14 protein-coding genes and 1 tRNA gene are annotated in these 17246 nt (G+C 43.4%); 3 read left to right on the forward strand and 12 right to left on the reverse strand.

The window, feature by feature from the left end; all coding sequences use genetic code 11:
* Window positions 1-1225: 1225 nt before the first annotated feature.
* On the reverse strand, window positions 1226-1948 hold the full coding sequence (locus V7K62_RS14125; RefSeq protein ID WP_334864916.1) for a carbonic anhydrase: 723 nt from the start codon (window positions 1946-1948) through the stop codon (window positions 1226-1228).
* A 333-nt stretch (window positions 1949-2281) separates the two neighbouring features.
* Here V7K62_RS14125 and V7K62_RS14130 point away from each other — a divergent pair, with 333 nt between their 5' ends.
* Complete coding sequence (locus V7K62_RS14130; protein ID WP_334864918.1) at window positions 2282-3604, forward strand: hypothetical protein; 1323 nt, start codon at window positions 2282-2284, stop codon at window positions 3602-3604.
* Window positions 3605-4578: 974 nt separating this feature from the next.
* On the opposite strand, the gene V7K62_RS14135 is transcribed toward V7K62_RS14130, so the two are convergent.
* Together V7K62_RS14135 and V7K62_RS14140 are read right to left on the reverse strand one after the other, a co-directional pair.
* Complete coding sequence (locus V7K62_RS14135; protein WP_334864920.1) at window positions 4579-5307, reverse strand: ABC transporter ATP-binding protein; 729 nt, start codon at window positions 5305-5307, stop codon at window positions 4579-4581.
* A 77-nt stretch (window positions 5308-5384) separates the two neighbouring features.
* On the reverse strand, window positions 5385-5609 hold the full coding sequence (locus V7K62_RS14140) for an indolepyruvate ferredoxin oxidoreductase subunit alpha (RefSeq protein WP_104907250.1): 225 nt from the start codon (window positions 5607-5609) through the stop codon (window positions 5385-5387).
* A 381-nt stretch (window positions 5610-5990) separates the two neighbouring features.
* Here V7K62_RS14140 and V7K62_RS14145 point away from each other — a divergent pair, with 381 nt between their 5' ends.
* Window positions 5991-6143: a DUF6888 family protein gene (locus V7K62_RS14145; protein WP_334864922.1), complete on the forward strand. Its 153-nt coding sequence runs from the start codon at window positions 5991-5993 to the stop codon at window positions 6141-6143.
* A gap of 127 nt (window positions 6144-6270) precedes the next feature.
* Here the strand turns inward: V7K62_RS14145 and V7K62_RS14150 are convergent, their stop codons facing one another.
* The 5 genes from V7K62_RS14150 to V7K62_RS14170 all read right to left on the reverse strand — a co-directional run bounded on the left by V7K62_RS14150 (window position 6271) and on the right by V7K62_RS14170 (window position 10399).
* Window positions 6271-7485 (reverse strand): ATP phosphoribosyltransferase regulatory subunit, encoded by a 1215-nt coding sequence (locus V7K62_RS14150; protein WP_334864924.1) that lies wholly within the window; start codon window positions 7483-7485, stop codon window positions 6271-6273.
* On the reverse strand, window positions 7485-8435 hold the full coding sequence (locus V7K62_RS14155; protein WP_334864926.1) for a J domain-containing protein: 951 nt from the start codon (window positions 8433-8435) through the stop codon (window positions 7485-7487). Before V7K62_RS14155 ends, V7K62_RS14150 begins: the two co-directional genes overlap by 1 nt.
* A 74-nt stretch (window positions 8436-8509) precedes the next feature.
* The gene (locus V7K62_RS14160; RefSeq protein WP_334864928.1) at window positions 8510-9322 is read right to left on the reverse strand and encodes an inositol monophosphatase family protein; all 813 of its coding nucleotides are present in this window, start codon (window positions 9320-9322) and stop codon (window positions 8510-8512) included.
* A gap of 137 nt (window positions 9323-9459) precedes the next feature.
* Complete coding sequence (locus V7K62_RS14165) at window positions 9460-10041, reverse strand: thermonuclease family protein (protein WP_334864930.1); 582 nt, start codon at window positions 10039-10041, stop codon at window positions 9460-9462.
* Complete coding sequence (locus V7K62_RS14170) at window positions 10031-10399, reverse strand: 2Fe-2S iron-sulfur cluster-binding protein (protein WP_179063903.1); 369 nt, start codon at window positions 10397-10399, stop codon at window positions 10031-10033. The genes V7K62_RS14165 and V7K62_RS14170 overlap by 11 nt, the downstream gene beginning before the upstream one ends.
* Window positions 10400-10505: 106 nt before the next feature.
* Here V7K62_RS14170 and V7K62_RS14175 point away from each other — a divergent pair.
* Window positions 10506-10590 (forward strand) — tRNA-Ser (locus V7K62_RS14175).
* 691 nt (window positions 10591-11281) lie between these two features.
* Here V7K62_RS14175 and V7K62_RS14180 read toward each other — a convergent pair.
* The 4 genes from V7K62_RS14180 to V7K62_RS14195 form a co-directional block, all read right to left on the reverse strand.
* Window positions 11282-13516 (reverse strand): glycoside hydrolase, encoded by a 2235-nt coding sequence (locus V7K62_RS14180; RefSeq protein WP_334864932.1) that lies wholly within the window; start codon window positions 13514-13516, stop codon window positions 11282-11284.
* 116 nt (window positions 13517-13632) lie between these two features.
* Window positions 13633-13863: a NifU family protein gene (locus tag V7K62_RS14185; RefSeq protein ID WP_012408256.1), complete on the reverse strand. Its 231-nt coding sequence runs from the start codon at window positions 13861-13863 to the stop codon at window positions 13633-13635.
* A gap of 1075 nt (window positions 13864-14938) precedes the next feature.
* Window positions 14939-16705, reverse strand: a complete 1767-nt coding sequence (locus tag V7K62_RS14190) for a sensor histidine kinase (protein ID WP_334864934.1) — start codon at window positions 16703-16705, stop codon at window positions 14939-14941.
* Between the two features lie 175 nt (window positions 16706-16880).
* Entirely contained in the window at window positions 16881-17117 is a 237-nt protein-coding gene (locus tag V7K62_RS14195; RefSeq protein WP_292778184.1) for a hypothetical protein, read from the reverse strand.
* Window positions 17118-17246 lie beyond the last annotated feature (129 nt).

Raw genomic sequence — 17246 nt, forward strand, 5'->3', positions numbered from 1 at the left:
GGGCATTGGGCATTGGGAAGAGACAAGGAAGGAATTTGTTCAATAATTCTCCTTGTCCCCTTCTTCCTCATCTCCCCATTCGGGACATTGTTGGTTTTAATTGGAAATTAACCTATTTAGTAACTTTTCTTAACTGTGTTGTCCAAAGGATTTAGTTATTGTATCTAGGGATACGCAATTATTTTTTATAAATAAGCGCTAACCAAATCAAACATGGCCAGAATATACTATACCTTCCTGGCAGGCGGCTTTGTTATATGGCCCCTGCTGGGTTTATTTGTTACAAGCTTGGGCTGTGCATTGCCTTTAAGTTTTTCTAAATTTTTATGAGTTTGCGTTAGCCTAGCCTAACCGTAGAGACGTACAGATGTACGTTTCTACCAATGTATATATAACGGGTATTTGTAAAATAATAGGACTTACGCACTGTACAAACGCCTCGTGATGTGAATTAACGATCCTCCCGGTTGTTTCAGGCTTTTCTTAATTATCCTGCGATCGTCAATAGACCAGAATTGTAGGGGCACAGCAATGCTCATTGGTGTCAACTTAACGTGAAAGCAAGTCTAGAACTAGCTTTTAGATTGCCTCGTTAAGAGTGCCTCGTTCCCAGTCGGAGACTGGGAATGCTCGTCCTTGAGGCTCCGCCTCTCTTACTGGCGGCAGAGCCGCCAGGAGCACCATTTCTAGCCTCTGGCTAGAAACGAGGTTTTAAAGGAGTTTCAGCTTAAGTTGACACCAATGAGCAATGCTGTGCCGTTACGAAAGATGTGGTTTTTAAACTTATTCATATTTGGTATTTATTGTCAATGTGTAAGTCCTAAATAATATAAGAGGTTGTTTGAAAAGTCTAATTTATTACTTGCCTCGGCGATTGGAAATCACGGCTACACATGCAAAACCCTTGTTTTGTATTAGTCCACGGAGGTGGACTAAGTTTTGTGTAGTAGCGAATTCTATAGCGTTTCCTAATCATACAAAGTACATCTTAGCCCCCTCCTTGCTTGCGGGGAGGGGGTTGGGGGTGGGGTTCTTGTACCTCACAAGGGCCGAAAACCGCTATATTCGCCCAATACTTTTTAAACATCCTCTAAGTGAATATTTTTCTAAATTGAGCAATTAATTTGATTAATTTTCCAGATTATCAATAAAAAATATTTGATAACTAATAGTTTTTTGCAACATCATTCAACTAAAAATTCTACGCCTAAAAGGTGTGAGATATTCAAGTAATAATGTTAACTTTACCAGTGTCAATATCGTAACAAGCACCAACAATTTTTAGTTTACCTTCACGGAGCAATTTGGCTAAAATTGTTGAGTTTTCCTGCAATTTTTCAGTCTGATATTGAATGTTAGCTATAACCGCATCCTGCATATTATCACCCGTCCTGAACTTTACCCTTTCTATCGATGGTTTAATCCCCTCAATAATCAAACCAATTCTGCCAGGAAGTGGTTCGTTTTTCATTGCTTCTGCGACTGCACCGCATCTTCTATGACCCAAAACCACAATCAACTGCGAACCCAATACTGTTGTAGAGTATTCCAGACTACCTATAACCGTGTCACTGACGACATTACCAGCAACTCGCACGACAAATAAATCTCCAAGTCCTTGATCGAAGACGATTTCTGCAGGTACTCTAGAATCTGCACAGCCCAATATGGCGGCGAAAGGATACTGAGCTTTAGCAACTAATCGCAGGTGTTCTAATGATTGATCGGGATATTGACGTTTTTGATGGATAAATCTTTGATTACCATCCAGCAAGCGTCTGACGGCTTCATTCGGACTGATTGGATTAGGGTTAACTGGGTGAATATCAGCAACAGCAGTTTGCTCTGGATTCCAAAAGCTATCACCAAAAGCAGTAGCCGCAATACCTAGCACACTGGCGAATTTTAAGAAATCACGTCGCCCTACAAATCCATTAATTCGATTCATCAATCTACCTGATAACAACAAAGCTGTTCCCAAGAAGATATCAGACTTAAGCAAGATCCGAGAGTACCTGATTACACGATTTAAGAGTCATTTAATTTTCACATTGCAGCAGAATTTATAATTTATATAATGTATAAAATCACTATTATGTAAGTCAATCAAATTTGATAGATTATATCAAATTTAAAGCCGAGATTAGCCATAAATAGAAGATTTTTTCTCAGACATTATCTTCTGATTAGGAAAGAGTATAATTCGTGTCAAAAGCCAAAACGAGCTATTGTTGATATTTCCTGTTTTTTGGGAATACTTAATAGAGTACTAACTATAGATATGGCTTTTTTAAACAAAATAAACTGGAATTTACTACGTAAAAATGCTCCAAATAGCTCTGGCATAGATCCGTCTGCTCCCAGCCTACAACATGTAGTGCAAAAGCAACCTGCAACACCATCAACCCCCAAAAACCTTGCTGAATTAGAGCATGAAATGGAGTTAGAGGCGCGGGTTCTCAAAACATCCCCTCAGCAAGTGCATCGCAAAGCCAAGCGCGGTATAGGTAGTAAACTTATTTGGATAGCAATACTTATAGGCATTCCCGTTGGTGTAATTTGGGTGGCAAACCAACCTTACCCGGTGATTCGCCGTCCGGTGATGCTTCATGCACCTTTTTTGTTGCTACCCAGCTACATCAGCATGGATAATCACTATCGGGAGGCGTTGGTATCAGTCGAGCAAGCTGAACAATTGATTGAAAAAGCTACTAGTCCCGCTGATTTGGCTTTGGGAGAACAGAAGCTACAAGAAACACAAAAACATCTAGATCAATTACCAACTTCCTTTGTCAACGATTGGTCAGAATACAGATATTGGTGGTATGACTCGCGCTTTAGCATCTACGGTTTTAATGCATTTCGGAGTAAAGTTGGGCAGCTAGAAGCTCAGGTTTTTCAAGAAAAGAATGCTCAGTCTTTGCTTACCGATAATATGCAGACCTTCTTAAGTGCAAAACAGCAATATGAACGGGCTGCAACAGTAATTGATAAACAGACTGCAACAACTGCTTGGCAAACGGCGCTGAATCAATTTGAGCAGATTCCTGGTCAAACTCTGGCAGGAAAAACTGTACAAAATCAACTAGATAATTATAAGCGTGAGTTTAAGGAAGTTGTTGGATTGGCAGCTGGGAACGATCGCATCAGTGCCTTAATCACCGCAGCGCGACAATTTTCCTGGCAAGCTGCCAAAGCTGGTCAAAATCCGCCGCACACCGTAACTGAATGGCGACAGATAGAAAATTTGTGGATAGAGGCAATTGAGCGGCTTAAAGATATTCCTGCAAAAGACGTAGCGGGTTATACCGAGGCACAGAAGTTATTAGCAATTTATGAGGCGAATTTAGGTCAAGTTAAAGTCAGACGGCAAGCTGAGACGGATGCTGTGGAAGCAATGGAATTAGCGCAACGAGAAATCGAAAGCTTATTGGCTTCAATTCCTACTGATGCTCATGATGTGAGGCGCAATCGGGTGTTGAGTCAATTGCAAAGTATTATTAATCAATTAGAAAAGGTGCAAAATGGCACAACAGCCTATCTGAAAGCTCAAAAGTTACTACTATCGGCAAATAATAAACTAAGGCAACTACAAGTTAAATAAATAGTGGCGATCGCTTTAATTATGATCCCCTTTGCTAAGTGATATCTCGTCATCACCTGACTTAAATCTGTATAAGTCCATTTGTACTATAGGACTAGTATTTGATTTTTGAAATGCACGTAGTGGACTGTCTAGGCTTTAATAGTGCATTAGACGTAGGTTGGGTGGAGGCTTTGCGTAACCCAACATATATCAGGATGTTAGGGTTGCGCTCCGCTCCACCCAACAAAGCAATTTTTTGCAACTGACTTAAATCTGTATAAGTCCATTTGTACTATGTATTTTCTGTTTGATTTCTAGCCAGTTGTGTGAAGCGGTGACACTTGCGCTGCATCCACTTTAGGGTGGTTCGGAGAGCGTGGGCGTCAACAACTGGCCAATTGGGTGGGATTTTGAGACGGGAATTCATCCCTTGTAGAATTTTCTCTATTTCCCTGTAACCCTGTTGATATCTCAATTAAAACTCCAACAGAAAAACTTTGGATGCCAAATTGCCAAAAGCACTCAACATAATTACTAATTCGTAATAACGCTCTCTAAAGACGCTGCGGCTAGCTTGTAACGCTACGCTAAGGTAAGTAATTCGTAATTAAGAAACCAGTTAGAGTAAGACACCTATATAGGTGGCGACCTTATGGTTGGGATCTAAATACCCATCCATGACGCAACTCAGAATTGCGAATTGTGAATGGGGATTCTAGCAGTTCCGGGTAATTTACGTTTTGGTCATTTTTTCCTGAATGAATGTCCTGTTTTGCCTATCGACTAGCTGTAGATGTGATTAGAAACGGATTATTGGGGAGAATTCTTTGAGCATCGAAAATGACGGTCGCGGCAGTGGCAGGTAGTCTTATGGCTTTTGTATTAGTTATAGATAGCGTCGGCGCAACCCAATCTAGTTATCGCTATCGACTGGTGAAGCTCCCATATTAAGCTGGTGTTATGTTGAATGGGGCAAGAGTGATTAAAAAGGGTTAATGTCTCTTACCTGCTCCCAGATATAGCTCGCCCACTTTCGGGTCATTCAACAATTCTTCACCACGGCCGGAGATCGCATCACGTCCCGACTCTAATACATATCCACGATTAGCCATCTCTAAAGCTTTACGGGCATTTTGTTCTACTAGTACGATCGCAGTACCCGCCTGATTAATTTGTTTAATCTGCTCAAAGACTTGTGTCACCAAAATCGGCGACAAAGCAGCAGATGGTTCATCTAAAATCAGCAAACCAGGTTCCAACATCAAAGCTTTGCCCATCGCTAGCATTTGGCGTTCTCCTCCAGAGAGGGTACCAGCGCGTTGACGACGGCGATCGCTTAATCTGGGAAACATAGTAAATATTTTATCTTTAATTGGTTTCAGAGGAACGTTAAGCACAAAAGCACCCATCTCCAAATTCTCTTCAACACTGAGGGAGGGGAAGACATTGGCGATTTGCGGTACGTAGCACATTCCTCGTTGGACTATTTCATTGGACTTTAGTCCCACAATATTTTCACCTTTGAAGGTAATTGTGCCTGTGTGGGGGAGCAAAAGCCCAAAAATTGCTTTTGCCAAAGTAGATTTACCCGCACCGTTGGGGCCAATCACTGTTACCAATTCTCCTGGTGCAACCCGAAAATTCACACCTTGCAGGATATCTACATCTTTGATGTATCCAGCGTGGACATTTTGAACGTCTAATAAATAGTCATTTGTCATTGGTCATTTGTCATTGGTCATTGGTCAACAGTCAAGTCAAACATAACTATTGACTATTGACTGTTGACTATGGACTATTACGGAGTTTTTTGCAACTCTGGTCGTTCTTCTGGAAGAATCGCCCCTTCTACTGGGCAAACTTGGAGACATATACCACAGTCGATGCAAGTAGCAAAGTCAATCCAGTACCAATCGGTTCCCTTGGCATTTTTGCCTGGGCCATCATGAATGCAAGCTACTGGACAGGCATCTACGCAGTCAGCAACGCCTTCACAGACTTCTGTAACAATTGTATGCGGCATGTTCTCGATTCCCTCTTTTCTGTATCGGCTATTTCTAGCCTAGCAGGGGAGTGGGGACTGGGGATTGAAGATACTGGTGTCAAGGTGAGTCTGGATGAGACTGCAATTTCTATTCATTACTAGCTCATAACAATTAGCGAAGATAAGTAGATAAACAAAAATATTTACAGTCATTGCGAGCGGAGGGAAGCAATCCCAGCCCTTGCTATTGCTTCTCTACGAGACGCTCGGCGAACGCTCCGCTCGCAATGACATTGTGTAATTAATTGAGTTAGAGACTGGGGTAATTCAAATTATTTACAAAACTTTATTATATAGATGCCCAAGCAAGCAAAAAATTTTTAGCTAAATATTTGGCACTTATCCACTCAAGGAGGTGAAATGGAACCAACGCCAGAGCAGAAGACGGTGATGTACAGAATTTGTCAACAATTAACAAAAATGTACACGCCTGTATATTTAGTAACTACCGACACGAGAACAGGCGACTTAATCATTATTGCTGGTGAAGAGATAGAAGCATCAAAACAATAAACTCAGGAAAGTTAAAAGGGACTGGGGAGTAAAAATTTTAGATTTTAGATTTTGGATTTTAGATTGAAATTTAATCCAAAATCTAAAATCTAAAATCCAAAATTGAATTGCCCAATCCCCAACTCACTTAAGGCAATGATTCAATGGTTGGTGAGCCATTAGCTTTGATCCAAGCAATTTGGGCTATGCTGCGATCGCGTGCATATTGGCGAATAGCCTCTGCATCCCTTCCCCCCAAATCAATTTCTACCCGCACCAAATCAGTAGAATCTCTGAGTTTTTGCGCGTAGGCAAAGGCAAAGGCGTTAGCACTGGTTGTCTCTGGTGCTACCAACCAGTCACTCGCTGGAGTTGCCTGTGGTAATTGCTGAGTAGACAACAGAACTTGGTATAAATCTTCGATGTTTAATCCAAAACCAATTCCGGGGATATTTTCTCCTTGAGGATGATATAGCCCCAAAAGCTGGTCATAGCGACCACCTCGCCCTAAAACTCTGGCTTGGGATTCGGTATCGTTGACAACCTCAAAGACAATGCCAGTGTAGTAATCTATCGTCTGGATGAGGCTGAGGTCGAGGATTAACGGCAGTTTTTTTTCTGATTCTAGTAATTCTACCAGGGATTTGAGGTTATTTACTGCCTCTCGCTGTTCTTGATCTAGATCCAAACTACTTACTTTTTGTAACACTTCTGCACTTGGCCCGCGCAAATCCAGGATGATTCGGGCGCGATCGCGGAGTTTGTCACTCAGAGGTAAATTATCTATAGTAATCCGATCAAGATGAGCGATCGCACTGCGAACTTGATCTTGGAGATTAGCAGGAAAGGCACTCAGGAGCGATCGGGTAATTCCCGCCTCACCTAAAATTACATGCCATTCCTGCAAACCTAATGCTGCTAAACAATCTGCTACTAACAGCAGTACCTCCGCATTCGCCAGCAATCCGCCAGCACCTAACAACTCCACCCCAGCTTGATAAAACTCTTGCTGGCGATTGTGTCTACTTTCCCAAGTGCGGCGAAACACATTGGCATTGTAGTACAACCGTTGTGGATAACGCAGACCTGCCATACGAGTGACAACAGTACGAGCAATGGATGCTGTTAATTCTGGACGTAGCCCTAATTCATCATCTTCGCCATTTTGTTGTAGTTGAATCACCATCTGACGCTGGATTGCTTCCCCCGCCATCAGGGTATCCATGCGCTCTAAAGTCGAGGTGATAATCCGGTGATATCCCCAACGATGAAACACCTGCTGTAACCGCTCTTCAATCCAGCGTTTTTTCTCCACATCCAAGGGTAATAAATCCCTGGCTCCCGCTGCTGGTTGATACACCATTATTTTTTCTTCCCACCAAACAAACCACCGAACAAACCACTACCAGATTTATCTGGTTGCTTATCTCCATTATTGGGGGATGAAGTCACCTTATGATCGCTATGTTGTTGTCCTAAAGCCTTATCTATTTTAGGTTTCCATTGCAGAGCAGTTTCGTCACTGGGATCTAATTTTAGAGCGTTGTCAAAGTGGATTTTGGCCATTTTTAGCTGATTTTGCCTTAAATACACCATTGCAATTAAGCTATGACAGCGACTATTTTTCGGTTCTAGCTTCAGGGCCTCTTGCAACTCTACTTTGGCTTGGGCAAATTGATTTTTGTCAATTAAAGATTGAGCGCGACGAACATACTGTTCTACAATCAAGTCTTCTTTTGGTGGTGCTGGTGCTGGTGGTGTATTTTTTGGTGTATTTGGCTGAGGTGTACCTGATTGAACTTTGGGTTGAGCAGATGGCGGCGCGGTGGATGATTTACCCGCATTTCGCATTAAATACACTAAATTCAACTCACTAGCTTGGGCAATGACTTGCAGCGCTTGTTCTAAAGAATCATATTGAGTTTGGGCTAGTTTAGCGATCGCAGTTTTATAGAAATGATCGATATTAGCCGCCTCAACTAACTGTTTAGCCAAGTCGGTGTTTAGAGTTACCGAAGTAGACTCTTGTACCAGACGCTTGCCAATTTGCGACAAAATTAGAATATATTCAGTGCGAGTGCGATCGCCAACAAGTTTTTCGTAAGCTGGGTTAACCAGCTTTGATAACAATTCGTTTCCTAGCTGTTTTTGAGCAGCCGTTTCAGTAAAACTACTGTCTGGATGCAAACGACGAGCGACTTGGAGATAGCGTTTGCGAATCTCTTTGACATCCGCATCAACTGCAACGCACAACACTGCGTGATGATCTATGAAATCATATTTAAATAGTCCACGATCTATTTTGAAAGACATATAGAGGTTTTGCACCAAAGGAGCAGTCAGATTCCTCTTAGTTTACCCAAAGTCGGGGGGAAAGCCCCCACCTCTTACACCCAAGCTGACAGCGGCGGAACTTGTAAAAGTTCGCTACTGAGAGAGTCGTGAATATAACCATTTGTGGTGAGAATTCTACCTGACTCAATTTTGACAGCAGTGCCATCGTAGGCGGTGACTTTGCCCCCGGCTTCTTGTACCAAAATTATGCCGGCGGCAATATCCCAAGGAGAAAGTCCCCGTTCCCAGTAACCATCAACACGTCCACAGGCAACATACGCCAAATCTAGCGATGCCGAACCGCTACGTCTGACTCCTTGGGTAAGATGGGTGAGGTGACTAAATTCTGCGTAGTTGTTATCAGAAGTTTCGCGGCGATCGTAGGCAAATCCTGTCACCAGTAAGCTTTTACTCAGTTCCGATGTTACTGAAACCTTGATGGGCTGACGGTTACGCGTTGCTCCTAAGCCAGCAGCAGCACGAAATAACTCATTGTGAAATGGATCATAAATTACACCAACTTGCGGAACGCCATTAATTAACAGCCCGATGGAAACGGCAAAAAATGGGTATTGATGAGCGTAGTTGGTTGTGCCATCTAGAGGATCTATTGCCCAGAGGTATTGATTCTCTTGATTACCTAATTTCCCTGATTCTTCAGCGAGGATCGAGTGCTGGGGAAAGTGGCGACGCAAAATTTCTAAAATCAACTCTTCTGAGGCTTTATCAGCAGCAGTGACTAAATCACCTGGGCGTCCTTTTTCAATAATTGCGTCTTCTAACTTACCCAAGTAACCTTGCAAAATAGCACCAGCAGCTAAGGCCGCTTCCGTAGCAATATCTAGAAAAATTTGTAGATTAGTCATTAGTCATTAGTCATTGGGCACTTGTACTCAGCTTTGCCGTTGGCGCTGCCTCTGTCTGTGACACGCTGTTCGGGTTCGTAAAGAAGTATGGGGTATTGGGCATTGGTTCATCTCCCCCAGTCCCCAGTCCCCAGTCTTCAAAGATTTTGGCGGCGAAACTCGGCGGGAGTAAGGCGCATGGGTTTCTCTGGGTTCCAGATTCCTTGGCCCATGAGTCTAGCCCATTGTTGGGCACGTTCTAAACGCTGGTCATACTTATGGTTAGGCGATCGCCCCACAAACATTGCATTCCCTTGTTTGACTAATTCTTCATTCAACAACACCTTATTTTTCCACACATAAGCTAGAGTTCGCCCAATTTTGTCTTTTGCTTCTAAATCAAACTCTAGCGTTACCGATTGTTCTACACCACCAATTAGATTCTCTAACTGTTCTTTTGCTGCTTCCCCCCAAGGGCGCTGTCGCAAATCTGGTGCATCAACACCTACTAACCGCACTTGGGAAATCAAATTTGGTTGTTCAGCCATACCTAACACTTCCAAGCTTTGCCCACTAACTACCCGCGCTACTTTTACCTGAGCCTCATTGTTTGGCAGCTGGTTTTTACCTTGGCAACTCACCAAGAGCAATAAGCAAGCCAAAATAGCTATTTTTCGCAACCAGTCACCAAAATGTACAGGTATCAGAAATTCGGTGATTTTGAATTGTTTATTCCTCATCTAAGGGTAAACCCGCTTTAATTCTCCCCCTAGCAAAATAGCGTCCAAACTGGAGTTCGTAGACTTCATCTTCGTCTTGCGTTTCCACTTCCAAGTCAGAACGGGGGTAACTCACACACAACAAGGCATAACCTTGGCGACGTAAATCTGGTGACAAGCCGATCGCCTCTGGTTGGTAAATTTCTCCTGACAACACTCTCACAGCACAAGCGGTGCAAGCTCCGTTGCGGCAGGAAAACGGTAGTTCTACCCCTTGTTTTTCGCCAGTGTGCAGGATGTAGCGGTCTTCGGGCACTTCTAGAGTGTATGTTTTGCCAGTGGCGCGATCGCGAACTTTAATTGTGTATGTACGGGACATCTGGATTTGCGTTTTAGGATTGGGACTTTCAGATTCAATCTAGAATATCTTTCTTTATCTTTGCATTTTCTGGGATTCTATAGTATGATCGTAACTTGTGGCACCTGGAGAGGTGGCCGAGCGGTTTAAGGCGCAGACCTGGAAAGTCTGTTTAGGGAAACTTAACGAGGGTTCGAATCCCTCCCTCTCCGTTCTCAAACCTAAGTCTAAATATATAGTTTGAACCAGACTTCTACAAATAGTTGGGTTGACTAAAAACCAGAATATAGCCAAATATATTTAGGACTAGAAAAACTAAATATGATTTTCAAAAATCTTTGTAACATAATGACTCATCTGTAAAGGCGCACAGATGTAGAAGTTATTACCCTCATCCCCTAACCCCTTCTCCCCTGTTGGGAGAAGGGGAACTGGAGAATTTGCTCCCCTATCCCAATTTTGGGAGAGGGGCTGGGGGTAAGGGTAAAACTCATACATTCAGAAGATTTCAGATAAGTTGACACCAATGACAGATGTACGCCCCCAATATCCCTGTTCTGTCACTCTCCGAGAGGGCGATCGCTAGAAGCCTCATGAGGCAATCAATACAAGCTATCCTATTAGAAAAAAATTGTGATTGTATTTGTTATTAGAAAAAAATCGTGCGTAGGCGTAGCCCGTCGTAGACATCCCTTCCTATACAAAGGCTCTAGAATTCAGAAATGGCAAGAGTTTTCGGAGAGTGACAGAAGAGGGATATAGCGTTTCCTGATCACATGAGATACATCATAGTCCCCTCCTCGCTTGCTCTTAGGGGGTTGGGGGTGGGGTTCTTGTACCTCACTCAACTGAGAACCCCAATAAATATTTCGTGAAATGGTATAACACCAAGAATATTGAGTGTTAAGGCACCTCAATGGGAATCAAAGCATTTTCTGGCAAGTAGTTGGAAAAACGCCCTTCATCTGCAAGCACCAAAATCAGGCGCAGGGAATAATCTGGCGGAACTTGCAAGTCTGCCCACGGTACTGCCAACTCTAAACAACTATTTATTGCTACTTGAGCGCGACTGAAACGGGGATGCCACTGATGATTGTCTCCAGCTTCCCGAAACTGAATCGATTGCGTCAGCAAGTTAACTTCTAAAAGATGGTGGAAAAGGTAATTCAGTGGGGCTGCATCTGGTACATCTGCCAAGGGAACTGGGCTATTCACCATTGTTTTTTCTGGATAGAACCACAGCAAATTCAACTCTGTTGGCAAATCTTGCCCTGGTGCAGCACCACTTTTAAAGTCCAGTCGCAAATAGAAATTTAAGTGATCGACCCCATACCAAAGTCGCTGGATGACGCTGCTATTGTGCATTGTCCCCCGCGCCCCGCCGATTTCTATGCGTCCTGCTTTGTCCCAATCTTGCTCATCACCCTTACCATCGATCACAGGGTGAATAAACCCTTGTGGGGCGTGGTTTCCCTGTGCTGCGTGGTTTTCCACTGGTTGCTTGAGATAGGGCGGTACAGGTTCATTTAATGCCTTGTAAATACCAAACAGATGTTCTCGAAACAATCGGTCAAAGATGGCATCCTGATTTGAGGAGTGTCCTGCACCAAACCACCAGAACCAGTCGGAACCCTCTGCGGCATACAATGCTTCCCACGCTTCGGGGTTGTTTTCTTCTGTCGCTTCGGGATGATTTGCGAGCATTTTTCTTGCTTCTGTCAAGTAATCCCAAGCACGATTTTTAGCGGGATCGCCGATCCAAGTGGTGAAGCTGCCATCCACCCAAGAACCACTATGTAATTGTCCTCCGGGAATGGTGGCTGTGGCTGGAAATTCTTCCAGAAATTCGGAGACAGTGACGAGTTTGAGGTGGGGTTCATCGCTCAAACTTTGATACAAAGCTTCTAGGAAGGGTTTGCCATCTTGGGGATAAAACTCCCAGCAATTCTCCCCATCCAAAGCAATGGTAACTAGCCAAGGTTGTTCACTTTGACTATCTCTTTGCATTTTAGCGATCGCTTGCAAATGTCCCACTAAATTCGCTGCTGCCTGTTTTGCTGGCATTGCACTATAAGTAAAGCCAATCAAATCTGATAATCTGTGGTCACGAAACACAATTGACAAGTCACCCTCGGCGGTTTGTAGGCGATAGGGTCGGTACAACAATTCTGGTTGCTGCACATTCCCCGCCCCATCCCGATGAAAAAAGTGTTTCAGCGTCCACCCTAAGACGGCTTCATCTGAGCATATCCACTTAAATCCTTGGTTAATAATGTGTGGAAGTACCGCCGGACTTACTGACTGTTCCGAAGGCCACAAACCACGAGGGATCTGTCCAAAGCGGTCTTTATAAAAGTCCCAAGCTTTTCGCAAGTGGCGGGGAATATCTTCCGCCCACTGAAATTGCTGGTTAGGTAGTGTCATATTGGGCACAGCTACCCGACCGGAGTTAGTATCAGCTAGTAAGGGTAAAATCGGGTGGGTGTAAGGCGTGGTAGTAACTTCTAGCTGCCCAGCCTCCTGCATTTTCCGATGTTGAGGGATAATCCGCCTGAGAATTTCTCGCTGTTTGGAATAAATGCGCTGGCGATCGCTTAAAGTAAAATTCCGACCCTGTTTTAACCAAGCAGCAATTTCCGGGTCATCCCAAAACAGCGGATCGATCCAAGCCAAATTGTGCCAAGCTAGCAAATCACCATAATCTGGCAATTCCCAATTTGCTAAACACCAAGCTTGCCCTTTTTCCTGCCTTTGCTGGTACAACTCGGCATAGCGGGGATGGGGGTCAATCAGGGTATGGTGATTGGCATCGAAAAAGTGTTGGATAATAAATTCGCGCTGTTGCTGGGTGAGTTGCTCATCCGGTGTCAAGCTGGCTGTGAGGTAAGGGTCAAAGGCAGTGCCAGCAATATAATCTTCGAGTTGCAATATCAGCGATGGAACTAAATTCACCGTTTGGTGTAACTTAGGATATCGCTCTAAAAGCAATACTAAATCCAGATAATCTTTAGTCCCATGTAAACGTACCCAAGGGAGACGGTACTGTTGACTCGGAGATAGCGAAACGCCGCTGCCAGGAGATTTGTACAGCGGCTGATGTTGATGCCAGATAAAAGCAATGTACAGAGGATGGGACATAATGAGTGATTAGGAGTTAGGAATTGAGGATTAGAAATTAGGGATTAGGTATTAATGATAAATTATGAATGAAAAAATCCATTCTTCCCCAGTCCCCAGTCTCCAATCCCCAGTTCCTAGACTACTTGCTCAATTTCTGCAATTTCGGGAATCATTTCCTTGAGGCGGCGCTCAATACCCATTCTCAGGGTCATAGCAGAACTGGGACAAGAACCACAAGCACCTTGCAGCCGCAGTTTTACAACAGGCCCATCAAGTTCTACTAGTTCCACGTTGCCGCCATCAGACATAAGATAAGGGCGCATTTCATCTAAAACTGTTTCAACGTTGTCAATTGTGAGTTCCATAGTTTATACCTGCTAAGTTAGGGATGGGCATTGGGAATTGGGCATTGGGAATTGGCAATTGGGCATGGGGCATAGGGCATTGAATAATAACGATCCCTGTAACCAATGCACCCTTACTCATTAACCATTATCCAAAGTTTTATTTTCCAGCTTTGTTTAATCGATCCTAAATCTAATTGCCGCTAGATTGTCAGGTGTCAGTTTTTAATGACTTTTGACTAAACCACTGCTGGTTTTAGCAACTTGATATTAGATTAGCTGAAACATTGTTTTCCTGTGAGCCTCCTACTTTACTCTAGCCTTTAGGTTCTGTTTTGCAGTCCAACGGAAGGCAGGATTTAACGCTCCTAAGTACACTCACCATAAAAAGGGGTCAAAAATCTATTTTTCGCAGGTTAAGTAGAGCAAAGCAAAGGCCAACATTTAGACGTTTGTTGTGTTTTGTTCTTTAACCCAACCTAAAATTAGACAATTCTGTGGCTAGGGATGGAATGCTTTCCAATCTCCATCCCCAATTTTGTTATTTATTAAAAAATAATTGCTAAAAAACTTTAAAGTTGAAAACTCAAAACCCAGTACTGCCAAGTATCCAAACTCAGCACGCGCTAAACCCTAGCTAGCCGCTAACAGCACTCAGCACGGGCTAAACTAGGACTTACGCATTGACAAGAAATATTAAATATATATAAGTTTAAAAACCACATCTTTTGTAAGGGCACAGCATTGCTCATTGGTGTCAACTTAACGTCAAAGCAAGTCTAGAACTAGCTTTTAGATTACCTCGTTACCTCGTTACCTCGTTCCCAGTCGGAGACTGGGAATGCTCGTCCTTGAGGCTCCGCCTCTCTTGCTGGCGGCAGAGCCGCCAGGAGCAGCATTTCTAGCCAGAGGCTAGAAACGAGGTTTTAAAGGAGTTTCAGCTTAAGTTGACACCAATGAGCATTGCTGTGCCGCTACAGCATAGTCTATTTACGATCGCAGGATAATTAAGAAAAGCCTGAAATAACCTATTTTAGTTAATGCAGATCACGATGCATTTGTACAGTGCGTAAGTCCGATAAACCCTAGCTATCCGCTAAGAACATTCAGCACTGTTTGTTGAGTCGCTATCATTAGATGAAACCATGACTGGTTGTTGATATAGTGGCACGGTGAATGTGACTGTTGAGCCAAGTCCTTCGCCCAGACTATAAAAATGTACCTCGCCGCCCATTGCCTCTACTAGCTTCTGGGATATTGCCAGTCCTAAACCTGTGCCACCGTACTGGCGGGTGCGGGAACCATCCACCTGAGAGAATAATTGAAACAGTTTATCTTGTTTATCCAAGGAAACACCAATACCAGTGTCTGCTACACGTACTCTCACCATGCCAGGAAATTGCTGATCTTGAAAGTTCGCCTTTTTGAGTACTAAATCGGCGCTGACGGTGACGCCACCCTCATGGGTAAATTTGATGGCATTACCTACCAAATTGAGCATCACTTGTAGCAACCGTTGGTAGTTGCTTTGGACAATGATTTCATCGGAGGTAGCAGGCATTTGCATCCGAAAGCTGAGGTTTCTCATTTCTGCTTGCGGACGCATGAAACTTTCGACATCACTGAATAGCTCATCTAGCTTGACTGGAGCGTAAGTTAGCTCCATTTTGCCAGCTTCGATTTTGGCAATGTCCAAAATGTCATTGATGATATTCAGCAGATGTATCGATAAGTGATGAGCTTCTGCCAAAAACTGGTTTTGTTCTTCTGGGTCATCTGCCATCCCTTCCAAAATCAGCTTCAAGAAGCCAATCATGCCGTTGAGAGGGGTACGAATTTCATGGGATACATTAGCCAGAAACTCGCTTTTGAGGCGGGAAGCTTCTTCGGCTTTTTGACGAGCTGCTTCTAATTCTTTATATAAAGTAGCATGTGCGATCGCAGTTCCCAATTGATCTGCTGCTTCTTTTGCCAGTTCTAATTCCGATTCTGTTAATGTGTAGCATTCATCCTGCCAATTCAAGGCAACCAATCCATTGGCTCGGTCTTGATAGCAAGTCGCAACTACCAAAGTTTTCTGCCGCCCAGACCCTATATATCCAGCTACTTCCATCACAACTGGTTCTAGGGTTGCCAAAGCTTGAGCAAAGGCCGGCTCTGAAGGTATATCTATTTCGGAGCCAAGCATTGATATGAGTTCTGGCTGGCGATACTCAGCCTTCACCTGCGCTTTTGAGCTTGAGGGCTGATAAGGACAAATAATGCAGCGTTCTAGTCGCAGTGCTTTCCCCAAACTGTCAACTGTTTGCTGCCAAATAATATCTAAATCCAATGTCCGACGAATATTTCTGGTAATCCGATTTACCAGTTTTTGGTGTTGCTGCGATCGTAAAGCCAACTCTATTTGTGTGGGCGTTTTACATGCCACCCGCGCTTGTTTTTTGTTGAGTGTTGCTTGCACTAAGCGTCCCATTACTAAAACTGTAGTGGCAGTGGTTCCCAAACTCGGCATAATCGGACTAATCACTAAGTCCAACTCAAATAATTCCTGGTGGTAGCTAAACCAACACTGAAACCTTTCTGGCACCAAATTTGTCAAAATTCGGTGTAATCGTTCCAAATAACTAACCTTATCCACCGGAGCAAAGGTTTGGGTCTGGTTCAGTTCGTCAACTATTTTTTCACTATTTAATCCCAGGAGTTCGCTGTACTGCCAACAAAAGGTCAGATAGCACCCTGCCCCATCTTGCGTATACACCAACTCGGCTCCTAGAGTTGGTAATGAGCCATCAGTCTTACTGGTAATAGATTCCAGATTTTGGGAAAATACATTCGTCAATTGGGAATTGGCAGTAATAGTCATTAATTGAGTTGGATAGACAAAGCGTGTCCGACCGTAATTTTACTAAAGCTGCTCAAATTTACATATAAATTTTTACAGCTTTTTTTGTTTTTGATTGAGTATCTCTTAGTGTTGTGAAATCCAGATTGGCAAACTTTACTTTTTTTAACTTGCATTGACTAGCTGACAGATAGCGTCAATCGTTCCATTCGCCGCGAGGAGGAACAGGGGTACGCACAGGTGTGCGCGTCAGTTCGTCATCTCTGAGGATTTCACCCCGCAACCATTGGCGAATCGCCACCTCAATCACTTTACTTGGATCATTGGTGAGATGCTGAATTTGTTCTAGTAACTCGGAGTCCAGGCGGACAGCAATTTCTACCTTATCGGCTTGTGTGTTTTCCGCTTCGGTAGTTTTCTCTTTCATATTCATAGGTTTATATACTCTGAATTCTCGGAATTGGTTTTGTCTAAAGCTTTGTAAAGTAGTTATATTCATTATTTGGGCTAATTCGCTGAAAAATCTTCAAGGGCACAGTTAGATAGTTCCCTGAAATAGCAC

Source organism: Nostoc sp., from assembly GCF_036917935.1.
Taxonomy (GTDB): Bacteria; Cyanobacteriota; Cyanobacteriia; order Cyanobacteriales; family Nostocaceae; genus Nostoc.